The 22,213-nt window shown below is 49.9% G+C and carries 14 protein-coding genes; 5 read left to right on the top strand and 9 right to left on the bottom strand.

Annotated features, from left to right (window positions below):
• Positions 1 to 202: 202 nt before the first annotated feature.
• Both HHL17_RS17990 and HHL17_RS17985 read right to left on the bottom strand, forming a co-directional pair.
• Positions 203 to 2,722 carry a DUF5686 family protein gene (locus tag HHL17_RS17990; protein ID WP_169226210.1) on the bottom strand — a complete coding sequence of 840 codons (2,520 nt, stop codon included), beginning with the start codon at positions 2,720 to 2,722 and terminating at the stop codon, positions 203 to 205.
• A gap of 78 nt (positions 2,723 to 2,800) precedes the next feature.
• The gene (locus HHL17_RS17985) at positions 2,801 to 3,157 is read right to left on the bottom strand and encodes a hypothetical protein (protein ID WP_169226209.1); all 357 of its coding nucleotides are present in this window, start codon (positions 3,155 to 3,157) and stop codon (positions 2,801 to 2,803) included.
• Positions 3,158 to 3,334: 177 nt separating this feature from the next.
• Here HHL17_RS17985 and HHL17_RS17980 point away from each other — a divergent pair, with 177 nt between their 5' ends.
• The gene (locus HHL17_RS17980; RefSeq protein ID WP_169226208.1) at positions 3,335 to 3,742 is read left to right on the top strand and encodes a DoxX family membrane protein; all 408 of its coding nucleotides are present in this window, start codon (positions 3,335 to 3,337) and stop codon (positions 3,740 to 3,742) included.
• A gap of 73 nt (positions 3,743 to 3,815) precedes the next feature.
• Here HHL17_RS17980 and HHL17_RS17975 read toward each other — a convergent pair whose 3' ends face one another.
• Both HHL17_RS17975 and HHL17_RS17970 read right to left on the bottom strand, forming a co-directional pair.
• Positions 3,816 to 5,003 (bottom strand): O-succinylhomoserine sulfhydrylase, encoded by a 1,188-nt coding sequence (locus HHL17_RS17975; RefSeq protein WP_169226207.1) that lies wholly within the window; start codon positions 5,001 to 5,003, stop codon positions 3,816 to 3,818.
• 21 nt (positions 5,004 to 5,024) lie between these two features.
• Positions 5,025 to 5,444 (bottom strand): OsmC family protein, encoded by a 420-nt coding sequence (locus HHL17_RS17970; RefSeq protein WP_169226206.1) that lies wholly within the window; start codon positions 5,442 to 5,444, stop codon positions 5,025 to 5,027.
• Positions 5,445 to 5,629: 185 nt separating this feature from the next.
• On the opposite strand from HHL17_RS17970, the gene metX reads away from it, so the two are divergent.
• Together metX and HHL17_RS17960 are read left to right on the top strand one after the other, a co-directional pair.
• Entirely contained in the window at positions 5,630 to 6,643 is a 1,014-nt protein-coding gene (gene metX, locus HHL17_RS17965) for a homoserine O-acetyltransferase MetX (protein ID WP_206156079.1), read from the top strand.
• A gap of 97 nt (positions 6,644 to 6,740) precedes the next feature.
• Entirely contained in the window at positions 6,741 to 9,608 is a 2,868-nt protein-coding gene (locus tag HHL17_RS17960) for a TonB-dependent receptor (RefSeq protein ID WP_169226205.1), read from the top strand.
• Positions 9,609 to 9,693: 85 nt separating this feature from the next.
• Here HHL17_RS17960 and HHL17_RS17955 read toward each other — a convergent pair whose 3' ends face one another.
• The 4 genes from HHL17_RS17955 to ychF all read right to left on the bottom strand — a co-directional run bounded on the left by HHL17_RS17955 (position 9,694) and on the right by ychF (position 18,035).
• Positions 9,694 to 11,265 carry a reverse transcriptase family protein gene (locus tag HHL17_RS17955; RefSeq protein WP_169226204.1) on the bottom strand — a complete coding sequence of 524 codons (1,572 nt, stop codon included), beginning with the start codon at positions 11,263 to 11,265 and terminating at the stop codon, positions 9,694 to 9,696.
• A 406-nt stretch (positions 11,266 to 11,671) separates the two neighbouring features.
• On the bottom strand, positions 11,672 to 13,324 hold the full coding sequence (locus tag HHL17_RS17950; protein ID WP_169226203.1) for an SWIM zinc finger family protein: 1,653 nt from the start codon (positions 13,322 to 13,324) through the stop codon (positions 11,672 to 11,674).
• A 5-nt stretch (positions 13,325 to 13,329) separates the two neighbouring features.
• Positions 13,330 to 16,662 carry a HEAT repeat domain-containing protein gene (locus tag HHL17_RS17945; protein WP_169226202.1) on the bottom strand — a complete coding sequence of 1,111 codons (3,333 nt, stop codon included), beginning with the start codon at positions 16,660 to 16,662 and terminating at the stop codon, positions 13,330 to 13,332.
• A 269-nt stretch (positions 16,663 to 16,931) separates the two neighbouring features.
• A complete protein-coding gene (ychF, locus tag HHL17_RS17940; protein WP_169226201.1) occupies positions 16,932 to 18,035 on the bottom strand; it encodes a redox-regulated ATPase YchF in 1,104 nt (367 codons plus the stop codon).
• A gap of 67 nt (positions 18,036 to 18,102) precedes the next feature.
• On the opposite strand from ychF, the gene HHL17_RS17935 reads away from it, so the two are divergent.
• Together HHL17_RS17935 and HHL17_RS17930 are read left to right on the top strand one after the other, a co-directional pair.
• Entirely contained in the window at positions 18,103 to 19,335 is a 1,233-nt protein-coding gene (locus tag HHL17_RS17935) for a nucleoside recognition domain-containing protein (RefSeq protein ID WP_169226200.1), read from the top strand.
• Between the two features lie 30 nt (positions 19,336 to 19,365).
• The gene (locus HHL17_RS17930; RefSeq protein WP_169226199.1) at positions 19,366 to 20,613 is read left to right on the top strand and encodes a YeiH family protein; all 1,248 of its coding nucleotides are present in this window, start codon (positions 19,366 to 19,368) and stop codon (positions 20,611 to 20,613) included.
• A 185-nt stretch (positions 20,614 to 20,798) separates the two neighbouring features.
• Here the strand turns inward: HHL17_RS17930 and HHL17_RS17925 are convergent, their stop codons facing one another.
• On the bottom strand, positions 20,799 to 22,205 hold the full coding sequence (locus HHL17_RS17925; protein ID WP_169226198.1) for a SusD/RagB family nutrient-binding outer membrane lipoprotein: 1,407 nt from the start codon (positions 22,203 to 22,205) through the stop codon (positions 20,799 to 20,801).
• Positions 22,206 to 22,213 lie beyond the last annotated feature (8 nt).

Here is a 22,213-nt window from a genome sequence, read left to right as displayed (position 1 = left end):
ACCTTACTTACTTTATGTACGCTATCGTCGGCATCTGGGTCTACAGACTGTTGGCTTACTTCTTCGATGAACGCAAGGAAATGAGAAGCAAAAAAAGATAGGCTATGAAGAAGACATCGGTAATTTGGTTATTTGGAAATTTGGTTATTTGTTCTCCCCAATAAAAAACCAGTCCAAATAACCAAATATGTTGTCGACGCCCCTACTGGTCCAGCTTAATTAGATTTCCGAACACCCCTCCCAGCCCTACTCTGACACCTATCCGCGTATTATCCTGGCTCTGATAACCAGCCACCACATCTACCCTGAGCACTTTCAGGATGTTCTCCAATCCAAGGAATGCTTCCACATAATTGTTTTTATCATTCACATAAAACGCATTGGAACCAGCTACCAGATTCCATTTCAACCGGTTCAACAAAGGCACCTTGTTGGTCAGCAGGCCATTGAAATGATGTTCCACATTGGCCGTCACAAAAAACGGTGCAGTGGTACTATAGCGGTAATAAGGCGCCAGCTGAAAACTGTTCAGGTATTTGGTATTGTAAAACGTCTGGTTGCCATTGAAATGCTGGAAGTCCGGTATCTGTACATTACGATCATTTAGAAATCCGCCGGCAGTAACGCGGTAACGGAATTCTCCAAACAATTTGAAGTTCATATTGTCAAACACCGATAATTTCCATTTATCGAAATCCACCACACTATTGCCCACATTCGGAATCCCTTTGCTGTAGGCCAGTTCAAAAGTCGGGTACTTGGAGCCCAGCGGCATCTTGCGGTCTGGCAACTCTACAAACTGCTGCCCCGGCTGATAACGGAAGCTCAGGTCCACAATAAACGCCTGGTGCCGCTCAAATGGTATCTGCGCCAAGTCTTCCGGGTGGTTGGGCGTAAACTGCTTTTTATCGTTTTTGAAGATGGTAAAATCAGTGGTGTTCTCTACCGGGATACGGCTTTCATAACGCACGCCGGCAGTTAACCGGTCGTTCGTCTGAAACGTTCTGCTGTAGCGTAATTGGCCGAACCAGTTCTCATACAGCTTCATATAGTTTTCCTTCAGCAGCAGCGTATAAAACTCATTGGCGATATTATCTATCGGGTTATCCTGATTGAACTGGCTGATACGTTTACCACCGCCCAGTGTCCAGTCATTGCGACCATAGCGGTTACGGACACGGCTATTGGCGCTGTAGGTCAGAAACGTATAGGCATTCAGGTGAGTATTGCTCAAACCGTAACGGACATACGGAGATATTCTCAGCTGCTGCTCCTCTCCCAGATTTAGCTGAAGCCGCGGTTCCAGCGCCAGTACCAAACCTTCTACGGTATTGTATTTAAGGGATTTAGCCAGACCGTTTACATATAGGGCATGCGACTCAATGGCGCTATCGCGGCGGAAATACAGCTTGCGGTTAACACCGTTCCACAGCACATCCATCACCTTCACCGGTTTCTGTTTTTTACGCAGGGAATCAAGGGTATTGCCTTGCATAGCCGCCAGCCTGTTGGCCCGGACAGTGCTGTCTTTCTGATGATAGTCGCGGGATTCGGCCTCCTCCAGCGGAACCGGCCGGATGCTGTCCCAGTACACGGCTTCTTTTTTATCAAATGCAGAATCGTACTTCAGGAAAGTATTATCGAAATACTTCGGCCCAAAGTTCGGATGCAGGTTGTAGTCTGAGTATACATTTACGAAGTTGCCGACCATACCGAAGCCGAATTTATCGACCGACATATGCAGCACCTGGTCTTTGATACGCCATACATCACCGGCCACCGGCACATGTGTTTGACGGATACGCAGCGTATCCATCAGCTCCAGCTGGTATTCGCTGGTCAGTATCAGATCGGTGCTGTGAATACGCCAATCTCCATCGGTGATAAAGATATATCCTGAAAACAGCGGCTCCTGCTTCCTTTTAGGGATCACCCGTATTTTATTGACCATACGGCCATCTTCCAGGAATTCTCCTTCGAGGCGGTATTTATAGTAAGACAATGCATTTTGCGAAATAGGTGAGATATAACCTCTGGGGCCCATCTGGGTGATAACAGCAGATACGTTATTATCATAAAAGCTGATGAAAGCCGGGAAACTCATTCCGAAACCACCTCCGCTTTTACGGTCGGAGATCACTTCCAGCTTCAGTTTATCCGGCATACGGGAGGAGATTTTTGTAATTGATTCCGACAGGAACACCATGCCTTTACCGGTACTGTCTACCCCCATATCCTCTTTATCGATTTTTTTACCCAGGAACTTGTTGGGCGTGCCCGTCATGTTGATAGTACCTTTGATATAGGACATACAGGTATATTCCTTTACCTGTTGCTGATAGAAAGCTCTTTTTTTGATCGCTTGCCGGATGATGGCATAGGCGGGGTCTTCCCCTCCTGCCTTCACCACCACCTCTTTGATCTGAAGGTTGACGGGCAACAGCGTGAAATTAACGACCTGGGGAGTTACATCTGCCTGGATCACTTTTTCGGTCTTACGGTAACCGATATACTGACATACGAGGGTATGTTGACCGGATGGGACGTCCAGTTGGTATTGGCCTGCAGCATTGGTAGTAGTACCAATGGTAGTTCCTTTTATCAGGACGGTGGCAAAGGGTAGCGGATTATTTTTGTCATCGGTCACCAGACCTTTGACAACAGTGGCTTCACAGTACGTAGTAAACAGGAGTAAAAACAGGGTCGGTAAGTATTTCATCATATCTCAAAAATAACTACCAGGTATGTACGCAAATGGAGTACCTACCGTTTTACCACAAATTTAACAGCTCATGATAAGCTAGGACACTATCTTTTTCGGAGCGCGGACAAATGCAGCGCTGCTGGCTGCAAAACCAGCCACCAGTCCACCGATGACAGCACTGATCACTCCTAACAGTGGTGCACTGCGTACCTGCAGGATCATTTCGCTCATACGGTTGGCCAGCAGGTGGTCATTGCGAACATCCATATAAAACGCCAGCACCAGCCACAATATAAAGACAGAGAGGAACGCGCTAAAGAAGGACTTGCCCGGAGACAATGGCAGCGCCAATGTAACAACAAAAGCCACCAGGGCTACGCTCCACCAGGGTAACACGGTACCGGCCAGATATGCCAGCACAAGGATCAGCAGAAAATGAGAGAAGGATTTCATAATTCTAATATAACAAAATATCTTAAATATTCATTCGCGTTTTAAACAGCAATAAAATCATGGAAGCGCCATTAAAAAAGTCCTTCCATTTCTTAAGATATCTTAAGATGGAATCCTGTGGCCGTGAATATCTTTGTTATCGTTCTGCATTACTCAACACTATCCATTTAAACAGTTATGAAATTTACAGAAGAAAAAATAACAGCGTGGTTTTTACGTATAGCCCTCAGCGCTGGCTTTTTATCAGCCGTGGCTGACCGGTTTGGTCTTTGGGGAGCCGCACATTCCGCCTGGGGCAACTGGGACAAGTTTCTCCAATACACCGCCACATTGCTGCCCGGGTTCCCGGCGCCGCTGGTTTCCGTGGCGGCAGTCGTAGCAACAGCATTTGAATTGATTTTTGGCATCGCATTATTGTTCAACTTCAGGACGCGGCTGGTAGCACAAGGCAGCGGTATTTTATTGATACTGTTTGCATTGGCGATGGCTTTTTCCAGGAGCATCAAGGCACCGCTCGACTTTTCCGTTTTTTCCGCTGCTGCGGCGGCTTTCGCCTTGGCTGGGTTAAAGAAGCAAAAGGGGTAAGTTATCGAAAGGGGAATAAATGACATTGCCCGGGGCGCAGGCTCCGGGCAATGTTGTATAGATGCGTTAATAGTTACAGGGCGCTTTTTTCCAGTGCCTGTGCTATGTCTGCGAGAATATCATTTACATTTTCCAGTCCAACCGAGATGCGGATCAGGCCGGGCGTGATGCCCACGTTGGCCCTTTCGTCATCGCTCAGTTTAGCATGGGTAGTGCTGGCCGGATGAGAAGCGATGCTGCGGCTGTCGCCCAGGTTGGCTGTCAAAGACAGCAGCTCCAGCGCATTGAGGAAACGCACGCCACTTTCGAGGCCGCCTTTCAGTTCAAAGCATACGATACCACCGCCGCCGCTCATTTGTTTACGGGCGATCTCATGCTGCGGATGGCTGGCCAGGAAAGGATACTTCACACCACTCAGGTGTGGGTTGCCTTCCAGTGACTGCGCCAGTTTCAGCGCGCTGGCAGCATGGCGTTCCATGCGCACGTGCAGTGTTTCCAGGCTTTTGCTCAGCACCCAGGCGTTGAATGGCGACATGGCCGGGCCGGTGCTTCTGCAGAAGGTATGTATTTCTTTGATCAGGTCTTTTTTACCAACGATAGCGCCGCCCAGTACACGTCCCTGACCGTCGATCCATTTGGTGGCGGAGTGGGTAACGATGTGTGCACCTGCTTCGATAGGACGTTGCAGCACCGGCGTGGCAAAACAGTTGTCAACATTGAGGATGACATTGTGTTTATTGGCGATGCCGGCGAGGTAACCTATATCGATGATTTCCAGTCCGGGATTGGAGGGCGTTTCCACGAAGATCATTTTAGTATTCGGTTTGATCATCGCTTCAATGCTGGCGGGATCATTGAGGTCGAAATAAGACCATTCTATCCCCCATTTGGGCAGAAACTTGGTGATAACAGTATGGGTGGAACCGAAGATAGAGCGGGCGCTCAGCAGGTGGTCGCCTGCTTTCAGCAGGGCCATAAAGCTGGCGAAAATGGCGCTCATACCGGAAGCCGTGGCATAACCTGCCTCCGCACCTTCCAGGGCGCACATCTTCTGTACAAACTCATCCACGTTAGGGTTGCTGAAACGGCTGTAGATATTAAAATCTGTTTCATCCGCGAAAGTGGCCCTCATTTCTTCCGCATTATCAAAGCAGAAGCTGGAAGTCAGGAACATTGGTGTGGAGTGTTCCATTTCGTTGGTACGTGCCGTCTGAATTCTTACCGCATTGGTTTCCGGTTGGTATTGCTTGTTATTGCTCATGGACATGGTAATTTCTCCGTATTAAGCGTTCAGTTTCACTTCCCAGGTCAGTTTGGTGTTGGCCTGACGCAGCGTTTCAGCTACGGAGCAATATTTGTTCATCGACAGCTCCACTGCGCGGGCAGCTTTATCAGCGTCGATGTTTCCTGTAAAATGAAATACGATATGGGCAGTTTCCCATAAAGACGGCTCTTTGCCTTTTTCCCTGTCCGCTTCTATTTCAATGCGGAAATCCTTCACTTCCTGACGTTGTTTTTTCAGGATCATCAGCACATCAATGGCAGAGCAGCCTCCAAGGCCCATGATGACCATCTGCATAGGTCTTACTCCGTTGTTCTTCCCCCCGTTTTCCAGGGATGAATCCATCAACACTTTGTGGCCGCCTTCATCAACGGCTTCCATGTTGAAACCGTCGTCTACTCTTTGTAATGCTATTTTCATGATTAGGTGGGTTTCTTGCAACAAAGATAAATAATTCAATTACCAATTCTGTAATATAATACCAATTCGGTTATTGAAGATTTCTATAGGTAGTATGTGCTAAGTACTGGCCCTCAGCTTATAATTCACAATTCGTAATTTGTAATTCCTGATTCGTATTGTAGATTTGCAAAAATTTTGGATTATTGTCTGCACAGGTTTTTTACAGCAAAGCACCATTCCGGCTGGAGTCCGGCCAGGTATTACCTGAATTACAGATCGCCTATCATACTTACGGTACCATGAATGCTGACGGCAGCAATGTGGTATGGGTATGTCATGCATTGACCGCCAACAGCGACGTGGCTGACTGGTGGAGCGGTCTTATCGGCCATGGCCGGGTAATTGATCCGGCGCAGCATTTCATCGTATGTGCCAATATTATCGGTTCCTGCTACGGCAGTTCCGGTCCGCATACGGTAAATCCTGCTACCGGCAAGCCCTGGTACCATACCTTTCCGGCCGTTACCATCCGTGATATGGTGGAGGCGCACCGCCTGCTGCGTGAGCACCTGCAGATACAACAGATAAGCCTGCTCGTAGGCGGTTCCATGGGTGGTTACCAGGTACTGGAATGGGCATTGACAGAACCGGAACGTATTGCACGTTTGTTCCTGCTCTGCACCGGCGCTGCTGAAAGCGCCTGGGGCATTGCTATCCATACTGCGCAACGCCTGTCCATTGAGGCAGATCCCAGCTGGCAGGACCCAGCGCCCCATGCCGGCGCCCGTGGCCTCAAAGCCGCCAGGGCTATCGGTATGGTCACTTATCGCAACTACCAGACCTTTATGCGCACCCAGTCTGATCCTGATAAGGAAAAGACAGACAATTTCCGCGCTTCTTCCTACATCGATTACCAGGGCAATAAACTGGTGAAACGTTTCAATGCCCAGTCATACTGGCTGCTCACCAAGGCCATGGACAGCCACAACATCGCCCGCGGCCGCCATGAAGACATCACCACTTCCCTTTCCCACATACAGCAACCGGTGTTACTCATCGGTATCAGCAGCGATCTGCTCTGTCCTCCGGAAGAACAACGCCTGCTGGCCACTTATCTGCCCAATACCGTTTATCATGAAATAGACTCCTCTTATGGCCATGATGGCTTCCTAATTGAGTTTGAGAAGATCGGGAAGATATTGCAGGATTGGCAATAGTTATCTACGGCAGGAATTATTTTCAGTTTCGCAGTTGTATTTGATTTTTCCTTATATTTAGATATAACCGAGTCTAAATCAAAAACGTCCACTGCGTATGAAAAGCATTCTAAAAGTATGTTTGGGCTCCCTGTTGCTATTGATGTCCTTTTCCCTGGTACTCACAGCGCAAACGCCTACAACTATTACCGGTACTGTAACAGACAAAACATCCGGAAACGGTATGCCTGGAGTTACGGTTGTCGTGAAAGGCGCCACAGCCGGCACTATCACGGGCAACAGCGGTAACTTCCAGCTCAAAACCAGCCATGCACTGCCACTAACCCTTGTTTTTACCTATGTAGGTTATCAAACTACAGAACAGGTGGTCAGCAATGCCAATGAGAAAATCGCCATTACCCTCAGCACGACCGAAATACTCGGGCAGGAAGTGGTAGTAGCCGCCAGCCGCGTACAGGAAAGCATCCTGCAATCACCGGTGTCCATCGAAAAGCTGGATGCCCGCGCCCTGAAAGCATCTCCGGCCCCCTCCTTCTATGATGCCCTCGCCAATCTGAAAGGCGTGGAAATGAGCACCCAGAGCCTCACCTTCAAATCCGTGAACACACGCGGGTTCAACAGCAACGGTAACACCCGTGTGCTGCAACTGAACGACGGTATGGACAACCAGGCCCCCGGCCTCAACTTCTCCGTAGGTAATATGGTGGGCATTCCTGAACTGGACCTCGACAACGTGGAACTGATCCCCGGCGCTGCCTCCGCCCTGTACGGCCCTAATGCGCTCAACGGCATCGTGCTGATGACCAGCAAAAACCCGTTCCAGTACCAGGGCCTCAGCGCTCAGGTGAAAACCGGCTTCCTCAACGATGGCGGCCGCACTTCCGCTACAACCGGCTTCTATGATGTGGCAGTACGTTTCGCCCATGCCTTCAACAACAAATGGGCATTTAAGCTGAACGTAGGTTATGTCAAAGCCGATGACTGGCAGGCCCACGACAACCGCGACCAGAGCCTCGCCAACGGTCATACCCTGCAGGATGGCACCCGTGCCAATAATGAAGGTTATAACGGGGTAAACATATACGGCGATGAAGATCCGCAAAATATGTACAACCTGTTAAAAACAGGCGGTACGCTTAATCCGCAACTGGCACAGATCTCCGCCGCCTTTGGTGGCACTGTAACGCCAGATCAGATCTTTAATGCCGCCATCCCCGCGCCCAATAGAGCCAACATCACCCGTACCGGTTATGCTGAATCAGATGTAGTGGACTACAACACTAAAAACCTGAAACTGAATGGCGCCCTTCACTATAAGATCACCGAAAACCTCGAAGCCCTGATACAAGGCAGTTATGGTTCAGGTACCACGGTTTACACCGGGGCCGACCGCTACTCCCTGAAGGACTTCAACATGGGCCAATACAAAGTGGAATTACGCAGCCCCGACTTCTATGTACGGGCTTATACCACCCAGGAAAGATCAGGTGACAGCTATGCCGGCGGTATCCTTGCCAAAGGTATCAATGAAGCCTGGAAAACCAGTCAGGCCTGGTATGCTGACTACTTTGGCACTTATGCCACGCAGTCCCTCGGCACCTTTGTACAAACCTACAAAGGCGCATTGCAGGGAGGCGCCACTCCCGCTGCCGCCTATACGGCCGCTCAAAATGCCATTGCAGCCGCTATGCCTACTTTCTTCCAGAACGCCCGTGCTAAAGCAGACCAGGGCCGCCTGATTCCTGGTACGCCTGAATTCAACGCGGCAGCAGACCAGGTGAAAGGCAAACCAATTCCCGGCGACGCCAAAGGTGTAGGTGCTAAATTCACCGACAAAACCAATCTGTACCAGCTGGAGTTCATGTACAACTTCCATAAGCTGATCAAATTCGCTGAAATACTGGTGGGCGGTAACTATCGCCGGTATGCGCTGAACTCCGAAAAAACACTGTTCGCCGTAGATGACAATGGCAATGAGTTCCGTATTAACGAGTACGGCGCTTATGTACAAGTCATGAAAAAGCTGATAGACGACCACCTCAAACTGACCGGCTCACTACGATACGATAAAAACATGAATTTCAAAGGCCAGTTCAGCCCCCGGTTGTCTGCCGTATATACCTTCCTGCAAACACATAACCTGCGTGTTTCCTATCAGACAGGCTTCCGCATTCCCCACAACCAGGACCAATACATAGACCTGGTAACGCCACAAGCCCGCCTGATCGGTGGTTTGCCATTCCTGCGTGAACGTTACGGCCTGAATAACGGTCCCGTATATACGATCCAGTCCTTAATGGCAGGTGCTCCCAAACAATACACGTTCCGTGAATTCCTCCCGGAACGCATACAGGCATACGAACTGGGCTACAAAGCTGTCATAGCTAAAAAGCTGATGGTGGATGCCTATATCTACAAAAATGATTTCAAAAACATGAATGGCGCCCAGGTGCTTGCCAAACCAACGACCACCGGCGGATTCCAGTACTTCTCCGTACCGGTAAGTGCCGAAGAAACGGTAAAATCCTGGGGATGGGCACTGGGACTGGATTACAGCCTGCCGCTTAACTTCACAGCAGGCGGTAATATCTCCTACAATGAACTGAGCAACGAAAAAGACCTTGGCACTTTCCTCGCTATGTTCAATACGCCGAAAGTACGGTACAACCTCAACATTGGTAACCGCAACATTGCTAATTCCAATATAGCCGCTAACGTTGTATGGAGATGGCAACAATCCTACGTATGGCAATCTTCATTTGTTGGTCCTAACGTGAATGCAGCCGGCCAAAGCGAAATCCCTGCCTTCGGCACGCTGGACGCCATGGTCAGCAAATTCTTCCCGAAAGCTAAAACCACTGTTAAACTGGGTGGCATGAATATCCTGAACAAATCTTATGTGCAATCATGGGGTAACCCCACTATTGGTTCACAATGGTATGTTTCACTGGGATACAATCTCTGATCCGTTATACGCCACATAAAAAAGAGAAAGCCTGCGCTTCATACGGCGCAGGCTTTCTCTTTTTTATGACTGATGTGTGATCTTGCTATAAAACATCCCACCATGGCTTATCCGGCGTATTAGTAGCCGCCGGCGTCTCTTTTGCGATGGGAATACCTTCCGGATGTTGCGGGGCAGACGGCGTATCAGCAGGTGCGGGCGCATCAGTGGCCGCAGGCGCTGTAGAACCAGTGGTCCAGAGACTGCGGGCTTCCGCTTTGATATCTTCCCTTTGCAGCAGCGCCGCCAGCGTTTCTTTCAGTTTAGTGCCCTGTTCCGGTTTCACCATGTATACATAGTTGGCAAAGCCTTCCATGCTGCTGATAATATTTTTGCTTTTGCCCCAGCGTTTGCCGGCCAGGCCTGTTTTAGAGATCTGATGCAGCAGCGCACGGAATTTACGCAGGGTGTCACGGTCGAGGCTAATTTTTTCATTCACAACGATGCCGGTCACCTCTCTTTTATCACCCTGGCGCATCACCTTCAGTTTATCCGGATGAATAGTGAAGCCTTCTTCCTTTACCACCTGCTTAACAGACCATAACAGTTGTCCTGCTTTATCAGCCGCCTCTCCTTTAGCGGAGAAAGTCATGTCATCTGCATATCGCGTATAGGCGTAACCGTATTTAGCGGCCAGTCCTTCAAAACGGCGGTCCAGTTTAAAGCAGATCAGGTTTGTCAGCGCCGGGCTGGTAGGTGCGCCCTGCGGCAGATGCCTCTCTGTTTTGGCCACGTAGTATTTACGATTGTCGAGCAGGATTTCATCTACTTCCGGTTCTGTACAGATGAGGCCCAGGATGGTAGCCACCTGTTCAGCATATCCCAGTTTACAGAAAAGGCCTTTTACCCTTTTGTAGGGAACAGAAGGGAAAAAGTCCCGCAGATCAATATTGATAACGATGTCCTGTCCTACGTGCGGCGCGGCGTTGGTCACGATAGATTTGCCTGGCACAAAGCCATGGGCAGCATCGCTGTTTTTGATTTTATAGAGAATGTTCTCCAGTATCCAATGTTGTGCAGCTTTCAGTTGCGGCATTGGCGCAGAGATAACGCGGGTGCCGCCTGATTTCTTGGGAATCTGGAAGCGTTGATAGTGGGAAGTGTGTGCCACCTTACGATTAAAAGCCAGGAAGCGCAGTTTACCGAGGGTGATGCCCATGGCGGCAGCCAGCGCAGTGGCATCCTTAAACACCGGCAGGCCGAATTTGGCCAGCTGTGTTTCATCGGGTGCAATTTTATTAAGCCCGGCGGATACTTCTTCACCGAGGTAGATGATATCGAGATGCTTTTTTTCAGTCCAGGCAGCAGCTCGGGCTTTCTTTTTCTCTTCGTTGCGTTTTTTTGTTTCCGCGCGTTTCAGTTTTGCTTTGGCCATGCGTTCTTTACGCATGTCTGCCAGCAGCTTTTCCTTGTTGCGGTACTTTTGTTTTTCGGCCAGCAGTTCATTCAATTCGCGGCGCAGTTCTCCTTCCTTGCGTATCAGTGTTTCCGGTAAGGATGGCTGGGTCGTGTTTCGTGCCCAGAAACCCAGACGGGTCATTTCTTCCAGTATAAATTCCTCTTTGGAGGATGCACGGATTCTGTCGTACAGCTGTTGACGGGTTAAGCCTTCGGCCATAGTGTTGGCGTTTACTTTTTTAATGAATGTTAAGCAGCTAAACTGAAGCGGAGTTAAAAGGTCCGGCTTTGAAGTGGCTGCGGAAGCCATGCCTGACGCGAAGAGAAACAGGATTTTGTAAAGAGGAAAAGGCCTTCGTGCAAGCCATTGACTAAATCAATCAACTCCAGGGAGGGGCGTACCTATGGCGAATTTTAGCCCCCGGGGCTTGTACCGCAAATTCGCTATAGGTACGCCCCTCCCAAAGTAAAGATTGCATTTAGTGAAGCATGTATAGTCATAATACCTGAATGACGAAACATCATTCGTCCCTTTTACGGGCGCAAGTGCAATCAATTCCTCTTTACAAAGATCTGTGTTTATTAACGAGCAGGCAAGTTAGAAAATAATTCTGAAAAACAAAATTTTATTCTGCAGAATTATTTTCAGCATGCGTCATACGCAGTGCCAGCATGTGTTCGCACGGCCCCTTGTATAACTTGTTGGTATTATAAAAACTGCAATCACAGTGTGCATCACTCAGTCTCTCATCATTATCGATGACAATAACGGGATGGTATACACGATGTGAGCTTTTTACATTTCCTTTTAATTGTATGCCGGTACCGGGAATATCCTGGGCAGTGAAAGTCACCCGTTTTTCCTGTACCAGCTGAGACGCTTCTGCTTCCAGCGGATTGGCAAAACGCAGGGATTCCAGCGGCAGCGGGTCGCGGCTCAGTTCCCGCAGACGGTACATGCCACTGTGCAGGTCAAAGATCACTTTGCCGGCTTGTGTATAGATGCCCAGTGCGCCCAGTACCGTGGCTTTGTCCAGCCCGGTGGCGGTGGCAATCGTCTCCGGTTTGGCCATCCAGCGGGTTTGCAGATCGGCAAACACTTTCAGTTTGGCGCTGTCTTCTACGATAGCGCGGGGCGCCATCAGGTCGAACTGACCGGCACGCGACCAGTCATTGGCCGTCCAGCCGGAAAGCCCGAGCGTGAACTGCATATCACCCAGATCTGCTACATAGAAAGAAGGCAGGCCGTTGCCGGTAAGGTGCACGGTGAATTTTTTAGCGATGGGAATCAGGCGTTCTAATATCAACAGCCTTCTTCTGCCCCATATCCTGATTTCGCGGCTTTGACCGCCTTTGTATATCGATCTCGCACAAACGATTTCGTGGTTCCACGGTTCAAACACCGCCCGTATAGGCTTGCCCGGTTCCAGTTTAAAACGGATGGAGCGCGGACCGCTCTTTTCCTTGAAACGGCGCAGCCACAGGCAGAAATTGTATACGTCCATCGGATGCAGATCGAAAGTAGCGGCAGGCAATGTCATCGCAGAACTCACTTGCAAAAAGCCTCTCACCCAGCTGTCCGGCAAATCGATTTTCACCTCATGATACATTTCCTCCTGTGACGTCTGTATCTGGAAGCCTCCCGGATCTACTTTAAAATCAGTTTCCTTATAGTCGCGGATTTTCTGGAACTCGTCATACAAAGCAGCAGAATAGTCGATATTGGTGGTACCGCACTCGAACTCATTCACTTCTTTGAAAACGTTGTAACTAGCGCTCAGCTTACCATAGGTAGATTCATCCTGGCTAAAACATTCGAAGAACATTTCATCCGGATGAACGGTGATCACCGGGTCCAGTACAAACCAGGCATCCCTGTCTTTCTGGTACAGATAGTCAAAATATTGTTTACGGGCTTTATAAAAAGGGCCCATTACTTTATCCTTCTCCGTGCCTACCTGCTTCAAACTTTCTGAGAGCGCAGCGATCCGCTGATTGGCAGCTTCCGCGTCGTAGGCATTCATATATTCCGCCAACCACACAGACTCCTGCTGGGCAGCCCATTCCTTATAGGCCGTTTTATCTTTGGGTTTAAAACGCAGGTCCGACACTACTACATCATGCAGGGCAGATATGGCTTCGCGGAAAGCGATTTTTTTATGGAGTTTTCCAACAAAAAAGGTCGGGTCACGGCGGGTGTCCGGGGCAAAGGAAATACCGGCAGATGTAGCATTGCTGTACACCTGGGAGTTACCGCTATATCTGTAATTGAATAACATAATTTCTAAATGGCTTGGGTTCGTACAGGCATTAACGTTATTGGCAGAGAAATATCGAACTGTTGTTGAATATTCCGCATGATCTGTATGCAACGCGCTTTATCTGCGATGGATACGGTAGCGGATATATGTGCGATGATCTCACCGATATAAGCAGCTGCTTCGGCAGACTTCAACGCTTCATTCTCCAGCAGGTTAAAGATACGCTCTTTGGCCATTCTGGCCTTGTTGACACGGCTCAGCACAGAACGGAAATAATGTTCCATACTGCGCAGATATTCCAGGTTATCCGTGGCATAAGTTGCCAGATAATTGGTAGCAAAAGCCTGCATGGCCACGCTCGGATGCTGGCTCAGTTTCAGCAGATAGGAAGGTCCGTCTGCATCTTTGAAGAAACGCATCAGCATTTCTCGGCCAAAAGCCTGGATATCCGTGCGTACGCTGTCGGCGATAGCCACGAGTGTTTCCGGCGTCCAGTCGTTTTCGGTGAACTGTGTACGGAAGAACTCCTGCGCAAAACGGCGGGTATCGTCCCATTTAGCGTCCAGCAGACCGATAGCCGCTTCGCGTTCATAACGCATGCGGGCAGCGTGCTGATTAAAGAAGCCCCAGCTCCATTCACGCACCGCGAGCAGTTCGTGATTGCCTGCAGCGATCACTTGTTTTACGGTAAGCGCTTCCGCCGGGATATATTTATTTAGTACTACCACACCAAATTCCTGTGCAGCGGGATAGTTGGCATACAATAAACGTAATGCGGTAGCGGTGTCTACATCCTGCAAATACCCTACCAGCTCATGGCTCAGGACAGCGGCGATATCTTCATGGATACCTTCCACAGTTTCTTTGCGCATGAGGCGGGGTACCAGTTCGTTCACCAGGTAAATAGCCAGACGGTTGTCTTTCGCCACCAGTGACGCGATCAGCGGCCGTACTTCTTTTCGTACATCCGCATACGGTGCCAGCACGATATCGAGCAACACCTCTGCCCTTCTCAGCAATTCAGCATCCGGCATTGCTTTCAGGACGGACATACCGGCCATTCTTACGGCTTCATGCCGGCTGGCCATCAGGTTACGCAGCAGCTGATCAGACAGTTCAGCGAAGTTCAGCTGCCCTTCTTTCATCACCATCAGTCGCACGCCAAATGCCTGACAGGCCGGCGCTGCCGAGTTCATGAGGTCTGTGATCACTTTCATGTCCACCTCACGCAATGCATCGGCACAGAACTGTTCCAGGATCTGGCATCCGTCATTGAGGTTTTGATTCACATCATCCGCGGTATTGTTCGATGCCAGCAGCGCGGCAATCGCTTTCCCTACGAGTGCGCGGGCTTTATCGGCAGGCAGATGTTCAGGTGTCAGTTGCTGACGTACGTAGTTACGGACATCCTTATACGGATTAAATATTAACCGCATCAGGAAATCTGTATCACCAAAGCAGGCAGCCTTGTTTTGATCTACCCAGTCGAGACCCTGTACCCTGGCCACTTCCAGAGGGCTCATGGTTACCGCGTACAACAGGAAGAAAGACAGGCTTGCAGGATTATATTTTTCTTTTGCCAGTTCCAGGCCCAAGAGAGCGGGAACATTAAAATGGCTGATCAACAGATGGTAGATCGTTTTCTCATCCATTTTGGCTTTCAGGGCTGCGTATTCAGGGTGCGACTTCAACTGCTCTATGGCAAAGAGATGCACCGCCTCCATTTTGCCGGCAATCAGCAGTTGAACAAAAGCCTGTGGCATCTGACGCCATAATTCCAGGTAAGGCACATCGCTGACCGGCGCCGCAGGAGCGGTTTCCGGCTTATAGGTTGGCGGTACCACACCTGGTGACGGTGTTTGTTTCTCCCCTCCCAGCCAGCCGAACAGCTTCTGTAACAGCGTGCCTTTCTGCTGTGCTTTCACGGTATCAGGATGTTCCCGCAACGTGGTAGCTTCGTGGGTAGGCTCGCCCTTTTCATTTTTGGGCGTTTCGTAATACCATGTCGTGCCGTTGGCGTCTAACCGTAAATTGGGCGTGTTACCGCGCAGAATATAGTTGAGGAACACGGCATGGGCATGGGCCGGAAACTGCCGGTACCAGGTGGTGTAGCGGCCATTCACCCAGCTGTACTGCCTGGTCTGATATTCCTGTTTCGCATCGCGCTGCTCCTCATATTGCAGCAGCAGTGCCGTAGCGAGGCGTACATATTCCATATCGCCTCTTTTGCCGGCAGCACGCAGATTACGGAGCACCCTGCGTTTCAGGTAGCCTCTTGTTTTATTGGAATAAGCGAGGCGGGAGCCTGGCTTTTTAATTTCTCTGGCTATTTTAAAAGACTCCTGTAACTCCGGTACGAACACATTGGGATGATATTCGTTGCCATCATAGTCCAATCGTTTACCTGGGTGATTGAACATAGGCATCTCCCTTTCAAACCTAACGGCCAGCGTACCTACGATTCCCTGATCGTCGCGCAGTTCGGCCTGTTTGAAAATATGGCGTATATGCTGGAAGTAGCTGGGGCGTAAAGGCATGTGGACCAGGAAACCGATGATGGCGTCTCTGACGGCCTTATTGTTATACGCCACGATGTACAGGTCTTCCAGCATCGGGTAATTGAGTTCCGCTTTCACCATGACCAGCTGCTGTACCACGTCGAAGATGGCCTGTGCATTGTCGCCGGCAATGATTTGCTGTAATTGTTCCGGCAGGCGGAGGAAATGGCTTTGTATGTGCGCCTGGCGTTCTTCTTCCGGAAGCGCCATCAGCAGGCCGTTGGCGGCCAGCATCCGAATGTTCTGTGCGTAGGAGCCGTTGTCGGCATAGGAACGCAGTACGGGAACAGCAGCGGGATCGGCGCATCTGCCGAGTGCCCAGAGCGCGGTATAACGCTGCATAGCATCTCCCCTTTCCATCAGTTTGATCAGATAAGGGACCGCTTCTTTGAGCTTGCGTTCTCCTGCTTTCCAGATCACACGGGATGTTTTCCAGACAGTTTTATACGCGGGCTTGTTTTCCAGCGCGCCCTGCAACCTTTTGAGAATAGCGGCATCTTGTGGGTCTGCTACCACGGAAGTATCTACTGGTACAAAAGAAAGGTCCTGTACAGCTTCCTGCTCACCGAGATAACCTTTGCTGCGCTTTTCTTTTTCCAGTGCATCAAAGATAGTGGTGGCTGCTGTTAGGGCTACGGGGCTTACAGTCTTGGTGCCTTCTTTCAGGGTTCCGAAACGTTTTCCGTATCTAAAGTTAACAGTATATTGTTCCGGGCCAACTTCACAAAGGTCTATTTCATATGTTTTGTCCGAGTTTCCTTCCCGGAAAAACAGTTTTACATTCCTGACTAATCGCATGAGCTAACATTAAAATAGTGAGCTAAGCTAATAAATAACTCCAATTTGCCAAGTATATTTTTTTTAGGGAGATGTACTTACGCGATCGCCTACACGTGACCAAAGTCAATATTGACGCTCGTTAGCGGCGGGCACCGCATTATAATGACAGAATGGAACTTGATAAAAATAAAATAAAAAAGAGCGTCTCATTACTGAGACGCTCCCGGTTTTTGTTGTAACCTCCATGCATTCAATATCATGAAAGGACCTTATTGTAACGGAAATGATTACACGTTGAAACGGAAGTGCATCACGTCGCCATCGGCAACGATGTATTCCTTGCCTTCAATCCTCAAACGACCGTTGTCGCGGGCAGAGGATTCAGAGCCGTATTTTACGTAGTCGTCGTAAGCGATTACTTCGGCTTTGATGAAACCTTTTTCAAAGTCGGTGTGGATCACACTGGCCGCCTGTGGTGCTTTCCAGCCCTTGTGGATGGTCCAGGCACGTACTTCCTGCACGCCGGCAGTGAAGTAAGTGATCAGGTCCAGCAGGTTGTAGGCAGAGCGGATCAGGCGGTTGAGGCCTGGTTCGGTGAGACCGTATTCGGAGAGGAACATTTCCTTGTCGCCCGCATCTTCCATTTCGGAGATCTGAGCTTCGATGGTGTTGTTCATCACGATCACTTCGGCATTTTCCGCCTTCACCCCTTCTCTCAGGGCTTCGGAATATTTATTGCCGGTATGCAGAGACGCTTCGTCTACGTTAGCTACGTACAGTACTGGTTTTTCAGTGAGCAGGAAAAGGTCTGCGATAGCTACGCGATCTTCTTTGCTCAGGCCCAGTTCGCGGATATTGCGGCCTTTTTCCAGGTGTTCCTGGCATCTTTTCAGCACTTCAAATTCCGCTTTGGCTTTAGCATCACCACCGGTTTTAGCCATTTTCTCGGTACGGGCAACTTTACGTTCCACGCTTTCGAGGTCTTTCAGCTGTAATTCGGTGTCAATGATTTCCTTGTCGCTCACCGGGTGGATGGCGCCTTCTTCGCGGAGGATGTTCTCATCTTCGAAGCAGCGGATCACGTGCACAATGGCATCCACCTCGCGGATATTGGCCAGGAATTTATTACCGAGACCTTCGCCTTTGCTGGCGCCTTTCACCAGTCCGGCGATGTCCACAAACTCGATAGTGGTAGGCACGACGCGCTGAGGTTGCACCAGCTCGGCCAGTTTGTCCATACGGTTGTCAGGTACGTCCACCTGCCCTACGTTCGGTTCTATGGTACAGAAGCGGTAGTTGCTGGCCTGCGCCTTAGCGCTGTTACTCACCGCGTTAAATAATGTCGATTTCCCTACATTCGGCAATCCTACAATTCCAACTTGCAAAGCCATTTTTTAAAATTTGCGCAAAGATAAGTTTATTTTAGTTTATTTGTTGCCAGAATAAACCAATAATCTAATGGCATTAAACTACGTTTGGCTGGGCTTTTTCCTGATAGCTTTTGTAGTAGCAGTTTTCAAGTCGGTGTTTTTACAGGATACGGCTATTTTTGGCGATATTATGAACGGTATGCTCGCCAGCGCCAAAACCGGGGCGGAAATCTCCATCGGCCTGGCCGGCATCATGACGCTCTGGCTCGGTATTATGAAGGTGGGCGAGGCTGCCGGGATGATCAACCGCTTCTCCAAACTGGTTTATCCCTTTTTCTCCAAACTGTTTCCCCAGGTCCCGAAAGGCCATCCGGCCATGGGTTCTATGATGATGAACTTCTCCGCCAGTATGCTGGGGCTCGATAACGCCGCTACGCCCATGGGCCTCAAAGCCATGAAGGAGCTGCAGGAACTGAACGACAAACCGGACACAGCCAGCAACCCGCAGATCATGTTCCTCGTATTGAATACCGCCGGCGTAGTGCTCATCCCCACTTCCGTGATCGCACTCCGTAAAGCCGCCGGTGCCGCCAATCCTGCGGATATTTTCGTTCCCACACTGATTTCCACCTTTATAGCGTTTATTATAGGTATGTTCACCGTGTCCGCCTACCAGCGCATTAACCTGTTCAAACTCCCGGTACTGGTGTTTCTGAGCGGTTTCGCAGCGGTGGTGACCGGCCTGTATTACTGGGTGAGACATATGCCTGCGGAAAAAATCGGCCCTACCATGAGCAACCTCGGTGGTGGTATCATCTTTTCGATCGTTATCCTCTTCCTGGGAGCAGGTATCATCAAAAAAATTAATGTATATGATAATTTTATAGAGGGGGCCAAAGAAGGGTTTCAGGTATCAGTAAGGATCATCCCTTACCTGGTGGGCATCCTCGTAGCCATCAGTGTATTCCGCACTACCGGCTGTATGGACTATCTCATTAACGCCATCGCCAGCCTGTTTTCCTGGATGGGCTTCAATACTGATTTCGTACCTGCATTACCGGTAGCCCTCATGAAACCACTGAGTGGCGGCGGTGCCAGAGGCCTGATGATTGAAGTGATGACCCGCTACGGCGCGGATTCTTTCCAGGGTAAACTGGCCAGCGTGATACAGGGCACTACGGAAACCACTTTTTATGTACTGGCCGTTTATTTCGGCTCCGTGAATATCAAAAATACCCGCTATGCGTTGACAGCCGGACTGATTGCTGATTTCTTCGGCCTGTTGTCCGCCATCCTCCTCGGGTACCTCTTTTTTCACTAGCATGCAAACGCGCGTATAAGTTATAAACCTATGTTACAACCTAAGAAAATTCATGAAGACTGGATTGCGGTGATCATCGCGTTCCTGACCATCACGCTGGTGGTGGCGGGACTGAAGCCTGCACTGCCTAAATACGGTTGGTCTTCGGGAACTGAATTATGGAGCCAGCTGACGAACACCTCTAACCTGATACATATCGGCACCCTGTTTCTCTGGGTATTGGGAAGCCTGCTGCTGGCGCGGTTTCTGGCGGGCGATTTCAAACCGGCAGCGCTGGTGTCCGGACTGCTGGCCATTGTGCTCATTTCCCTGTTGGCCCAAATCATCACCGCCAATAAAGCCATCAAAGACCTGGGCATTGAAGTAGTGCTCTTCAGCCTGCTGCTCGGCCTTTTCATCAGTAATTTTATCGGCCTGCCGCAATGGGTAAAACCGGCGCTGCAAACAGAACTGTACATCAAGATAGGATTAGTACTGCTGGGCACCAATATTATCTTTGGCGATATTTTACAGGCAGGCATGCTCGGTATCCTGCAGTCGGTGGTAGTAGTGTTTACCGTTTGGTATTTTTCTTTCTGGCTGTGCAAGATGCTGGGACTGGACGATGAATTCCGTATGATGATTTCGAGTGCCGTGTCTATCTGTGGCGTATCAGCGGCTATTGCCACCTCCGGCGCTATTGAAGGTGACAATAAAAAACTCTCCCACGTTATTTCCCTGGTGATGATCGTTGCCATCCCGATGATGTTGTTCATGCCCGGTATTGCGGTATGGGCCGGCATGTCTCCGGCAGTAGCAGGTGCATGGCTGGGCGGCACTATCGACACATCCGGCGCCGTAGTGGCTGCCGGCACCAAACTGGGGGATGAAGCCCTGAAATACGCCACTATCGTGAAGTTCTCACAGAACGTACTGCTCGGACTGGCCGCTTTCATCATCTCCGTCTACTGGTCATACACAAAAAAGAAAGCGAACTACGAAAAGCCCACTGTTCGCACCATCTGGGAAAGGTTCCCCAAATTTGTACTGGGTTTTATCGTGGCCTCTCTCCTGTTTTCCTTCGTATTGCCGTCACCGGTAGTAGCGGCTGCTAAAGGCTCCCTGAAGGAAATTCAAACTTACTGGTTTGCCCTCGCCTTCACCTGTATCGGTCTCGAAACGAAATTCACCGACATCTTTAAGGTGGAAAACGGAAGGCCTGCTATGGCATTTATCATTGCGCAGTTGTTTAATGTATTCTTTACATTGATTGTCGCGTATCTTGTTTTCCGACAGTAACTGTGATGATCATGATTGCTGCTGATTCGCCTGATTCGCGGAGATCAACCAGAACTTATATTTTTTTATAAAGAGAGATGCCTGTTTGATATTTCAGACAGGCATCTCTCTTTATAAAAAATATATACGCTGTGATCTTCGTGCCGATCTTCGCGAATCAGGCGAATCAGCAGCAATCATGATCATCACAGTTTGTCCCACCAGATCTTGTCGGTCAGTGTTACCGATGGCACATTAGCACCATTACGGCTTTTCTCGGAATCGGGATAAGCCACCCTGCGGATGAAAGTCGGCAGCTGCGCATTGACCGGCAAATTAAAATCCTTGTACTGATAATCATAACGACGGGCATCACTCCATGCATCAGGGTGCAGGAACTGCACCACGTACTTCTCTTTCAGTATAAGCGCCAGCGTTAGGTTGGCTGCTCCTACGCCCACGACCGGATTAGCAAGGTAAGCATCCCGAAGGGCTGCGTCCACGCCCAGTTTGTTCATATGGACCGTAATACCCTGCAGATAAGCCTGGTAAGCCTGGGTTTTATCACCGCTGCGGAAGGCCGCTTCCGCCTGTATAAAACGGGCTTCCGCATTGGTGGCCACCAGCAGCGGGGCGCCGGGTTTAGAGTAGCATCCTTTCTGTGACAGGTAACATTCTTCACGGTTGGTACCCGAGCCTACCCTGCCGGCACCGTTGATGGTGCCACGATAGTCGCCAAAACGGGTGGTGTCGGTAATAAGCGGCAGCCGCGGATCAAACACACCGAACGTCTTGCCGTTGAGCGCATTGACAAAATGAGCGCTCAGCCAACCGTCGAGCAGGTTGTTGACGTTATTCACTGCTGCCTGGTTCCAGGGGCTGAGAGACTGGAACCGTACCAGCTGTGCGTCATCTGCATTGTCCGTATAGCCGTTGGCGAGAGCCGCCAGCACAGCAGCCGGGTCATAGTTGGCTTTACGGCTGAGATGGTTCAGCAGCCGGGCTTTGACAGTATAGGCAGTTTTGATCCAGGCAGCGGGCTTACCGCTGTGGACCAGGTCCTTGGTAGCGTCCAGCTCATATTTGGAACTGGTGCTTTTCAAACGGGCGATGCCATCGTCCAGCAGGGCGATGCATTGTAGGAATACGCTGTCATCCGGTGTATAGACCGGTTGCAGGAAGCTGGTATTAAAAGCCTGCGTATAAGGGACTGCGCCCCACATATCATTCAGCATTTCGAGGTTGATGGCCATCATCACTTCAGCTGCACCAACGTGGTAGTCAGCGCCGGCAGAGCGGGCCTGTGCGATCAGGTCGTGCAGGTCGGTCATGTTGTCGTACAGCGCTTTCCAGGTACTGGTGTAGTCTGTCACTTCATAGGTGTCGCTGGCGCCATTGGCATTGGGCGAGGCCAGGTATTGCACAAAGTAGGAAGTGGTGTTGCCCACACGGTATACGTTATACGAAGTAAAATACGTGGTGGATGCCAGCAGCCCGTTCATAGGCGGCACCACCGCCTGATTGGGGTTGTCATTGATATCCAGTTCTTTTTTACAACCGGTGGTCAGCAACGCGAGCAAGACTATATATAATATGGTGTGTATCCTTTTCATGATCGAAG

The organism is Chitinophaga fulva, from assembly GCF_012927205.1.
In the GTDB taxonomy this organism is placed as follows: Bacteria; Bacteroidota; Bacteroidia; order Chitinophagales; family Chitinophagaceae; genus Chitinophaga; species Chitinophaga fulva.
This window is presented reverse-complemented; position numbering and strand designations above follow the sequence as displayed.

Excerpts from the sequence above, each read along its gene's own strand:
- HHL17_RS17945 (WP_169226202.1), bottom strand. The coding sequence starts at position 16,662 with ATGCGATTAGTCAGGAATGTAAAACTGTTTTTCCGGGAAGGAAACTCG.
- HHL17_RS17980 (WP_169226208.1), top strand. The coding sequence starts at position 3,335 with ATGAAATTTACAGAAGAAAAAATAACAGCGTGGTTTTTACGTATAGCC.
- HHL17_RS17930 (WP_169226199.1), top strand. The coding sequence starts at position 19,366 with ATGTTACAACCTAAGAAAATTCATGAAGACTGGATTGCGGTGATCATC.
- HHL17_RS17985 (WP_169226209.1), bottom strand. The coding sequence starts at position 3,157 with ATGAAATCCTTCTCTCATTTTCTGCTGATCCTTGTGCTGGCATATCTG.
- ychF (WP_169226201.1), bottom strand. The coding sequence starts at position 18,035 with ATGGCTTTGCAAGTTGGAATTGTAGGATTGCCGAATGTAGGGAAATCG.
- HHL17_RS17950 (WP_169226203.1), bottom strand. The coding sequence starts at position 13,324 with ATGTTATTCAATTACAGATATAGCGGTAACTCCCAGGTGTACAGCAAT.
- HHL17_RS17975 (WP_169226207.1), bottom strand. The coding sequence starts at position 5,003 with ATGAGCAATAACAAGCAATACCAACCGGAAACCAATGCGGTAAGAATT.
- HHL17_RS17970 (WP_169226206.1), bottom strand. The coding sequence starts at position 5,444 with ATGAAAATAGCATTACAAAGAGTAGACGACGGTTTCAACATGGAAGCC.
- HHL17_RS17955 (WP_169226204.1), bottom strand. The coding sequence starts at position 11,265 with ATGGCCGAAGGCTTAACCCGTCAACAGCTGTACGACAGAATCCGTGCA.
- HHL17_RS17960 (WP_169226205.1), top strand. The coding sequence starts at position 6,741 with ATGAAAAGCATTCTAAAAGTATGTTTGGGCTCCCTGTTGCTATTGATG.
- HHL17_RS17990 (WP_169226210.1), bottom strand. The coding sequence starts at position 2,722 with ATGATGAAATACTTACCGACCCTGTTTTTACTCCTGTTTACTACGTAC.
- HHL17_RS17925 (WP_169226198.1), bottom strand. The coding sequence starts at position 22,205 with ATGAAAAGGATACACACCATATTATATATAGTCTTGCTCGCGTTGCTG.
- HHL17_RS17935 (WP_169226200.1), top strand. The coding sequence starts at position 18,103 with ATGGCATTAAACTACGTTTGGCTGGGCTTTTTCCTGATAGCTTTTGTA.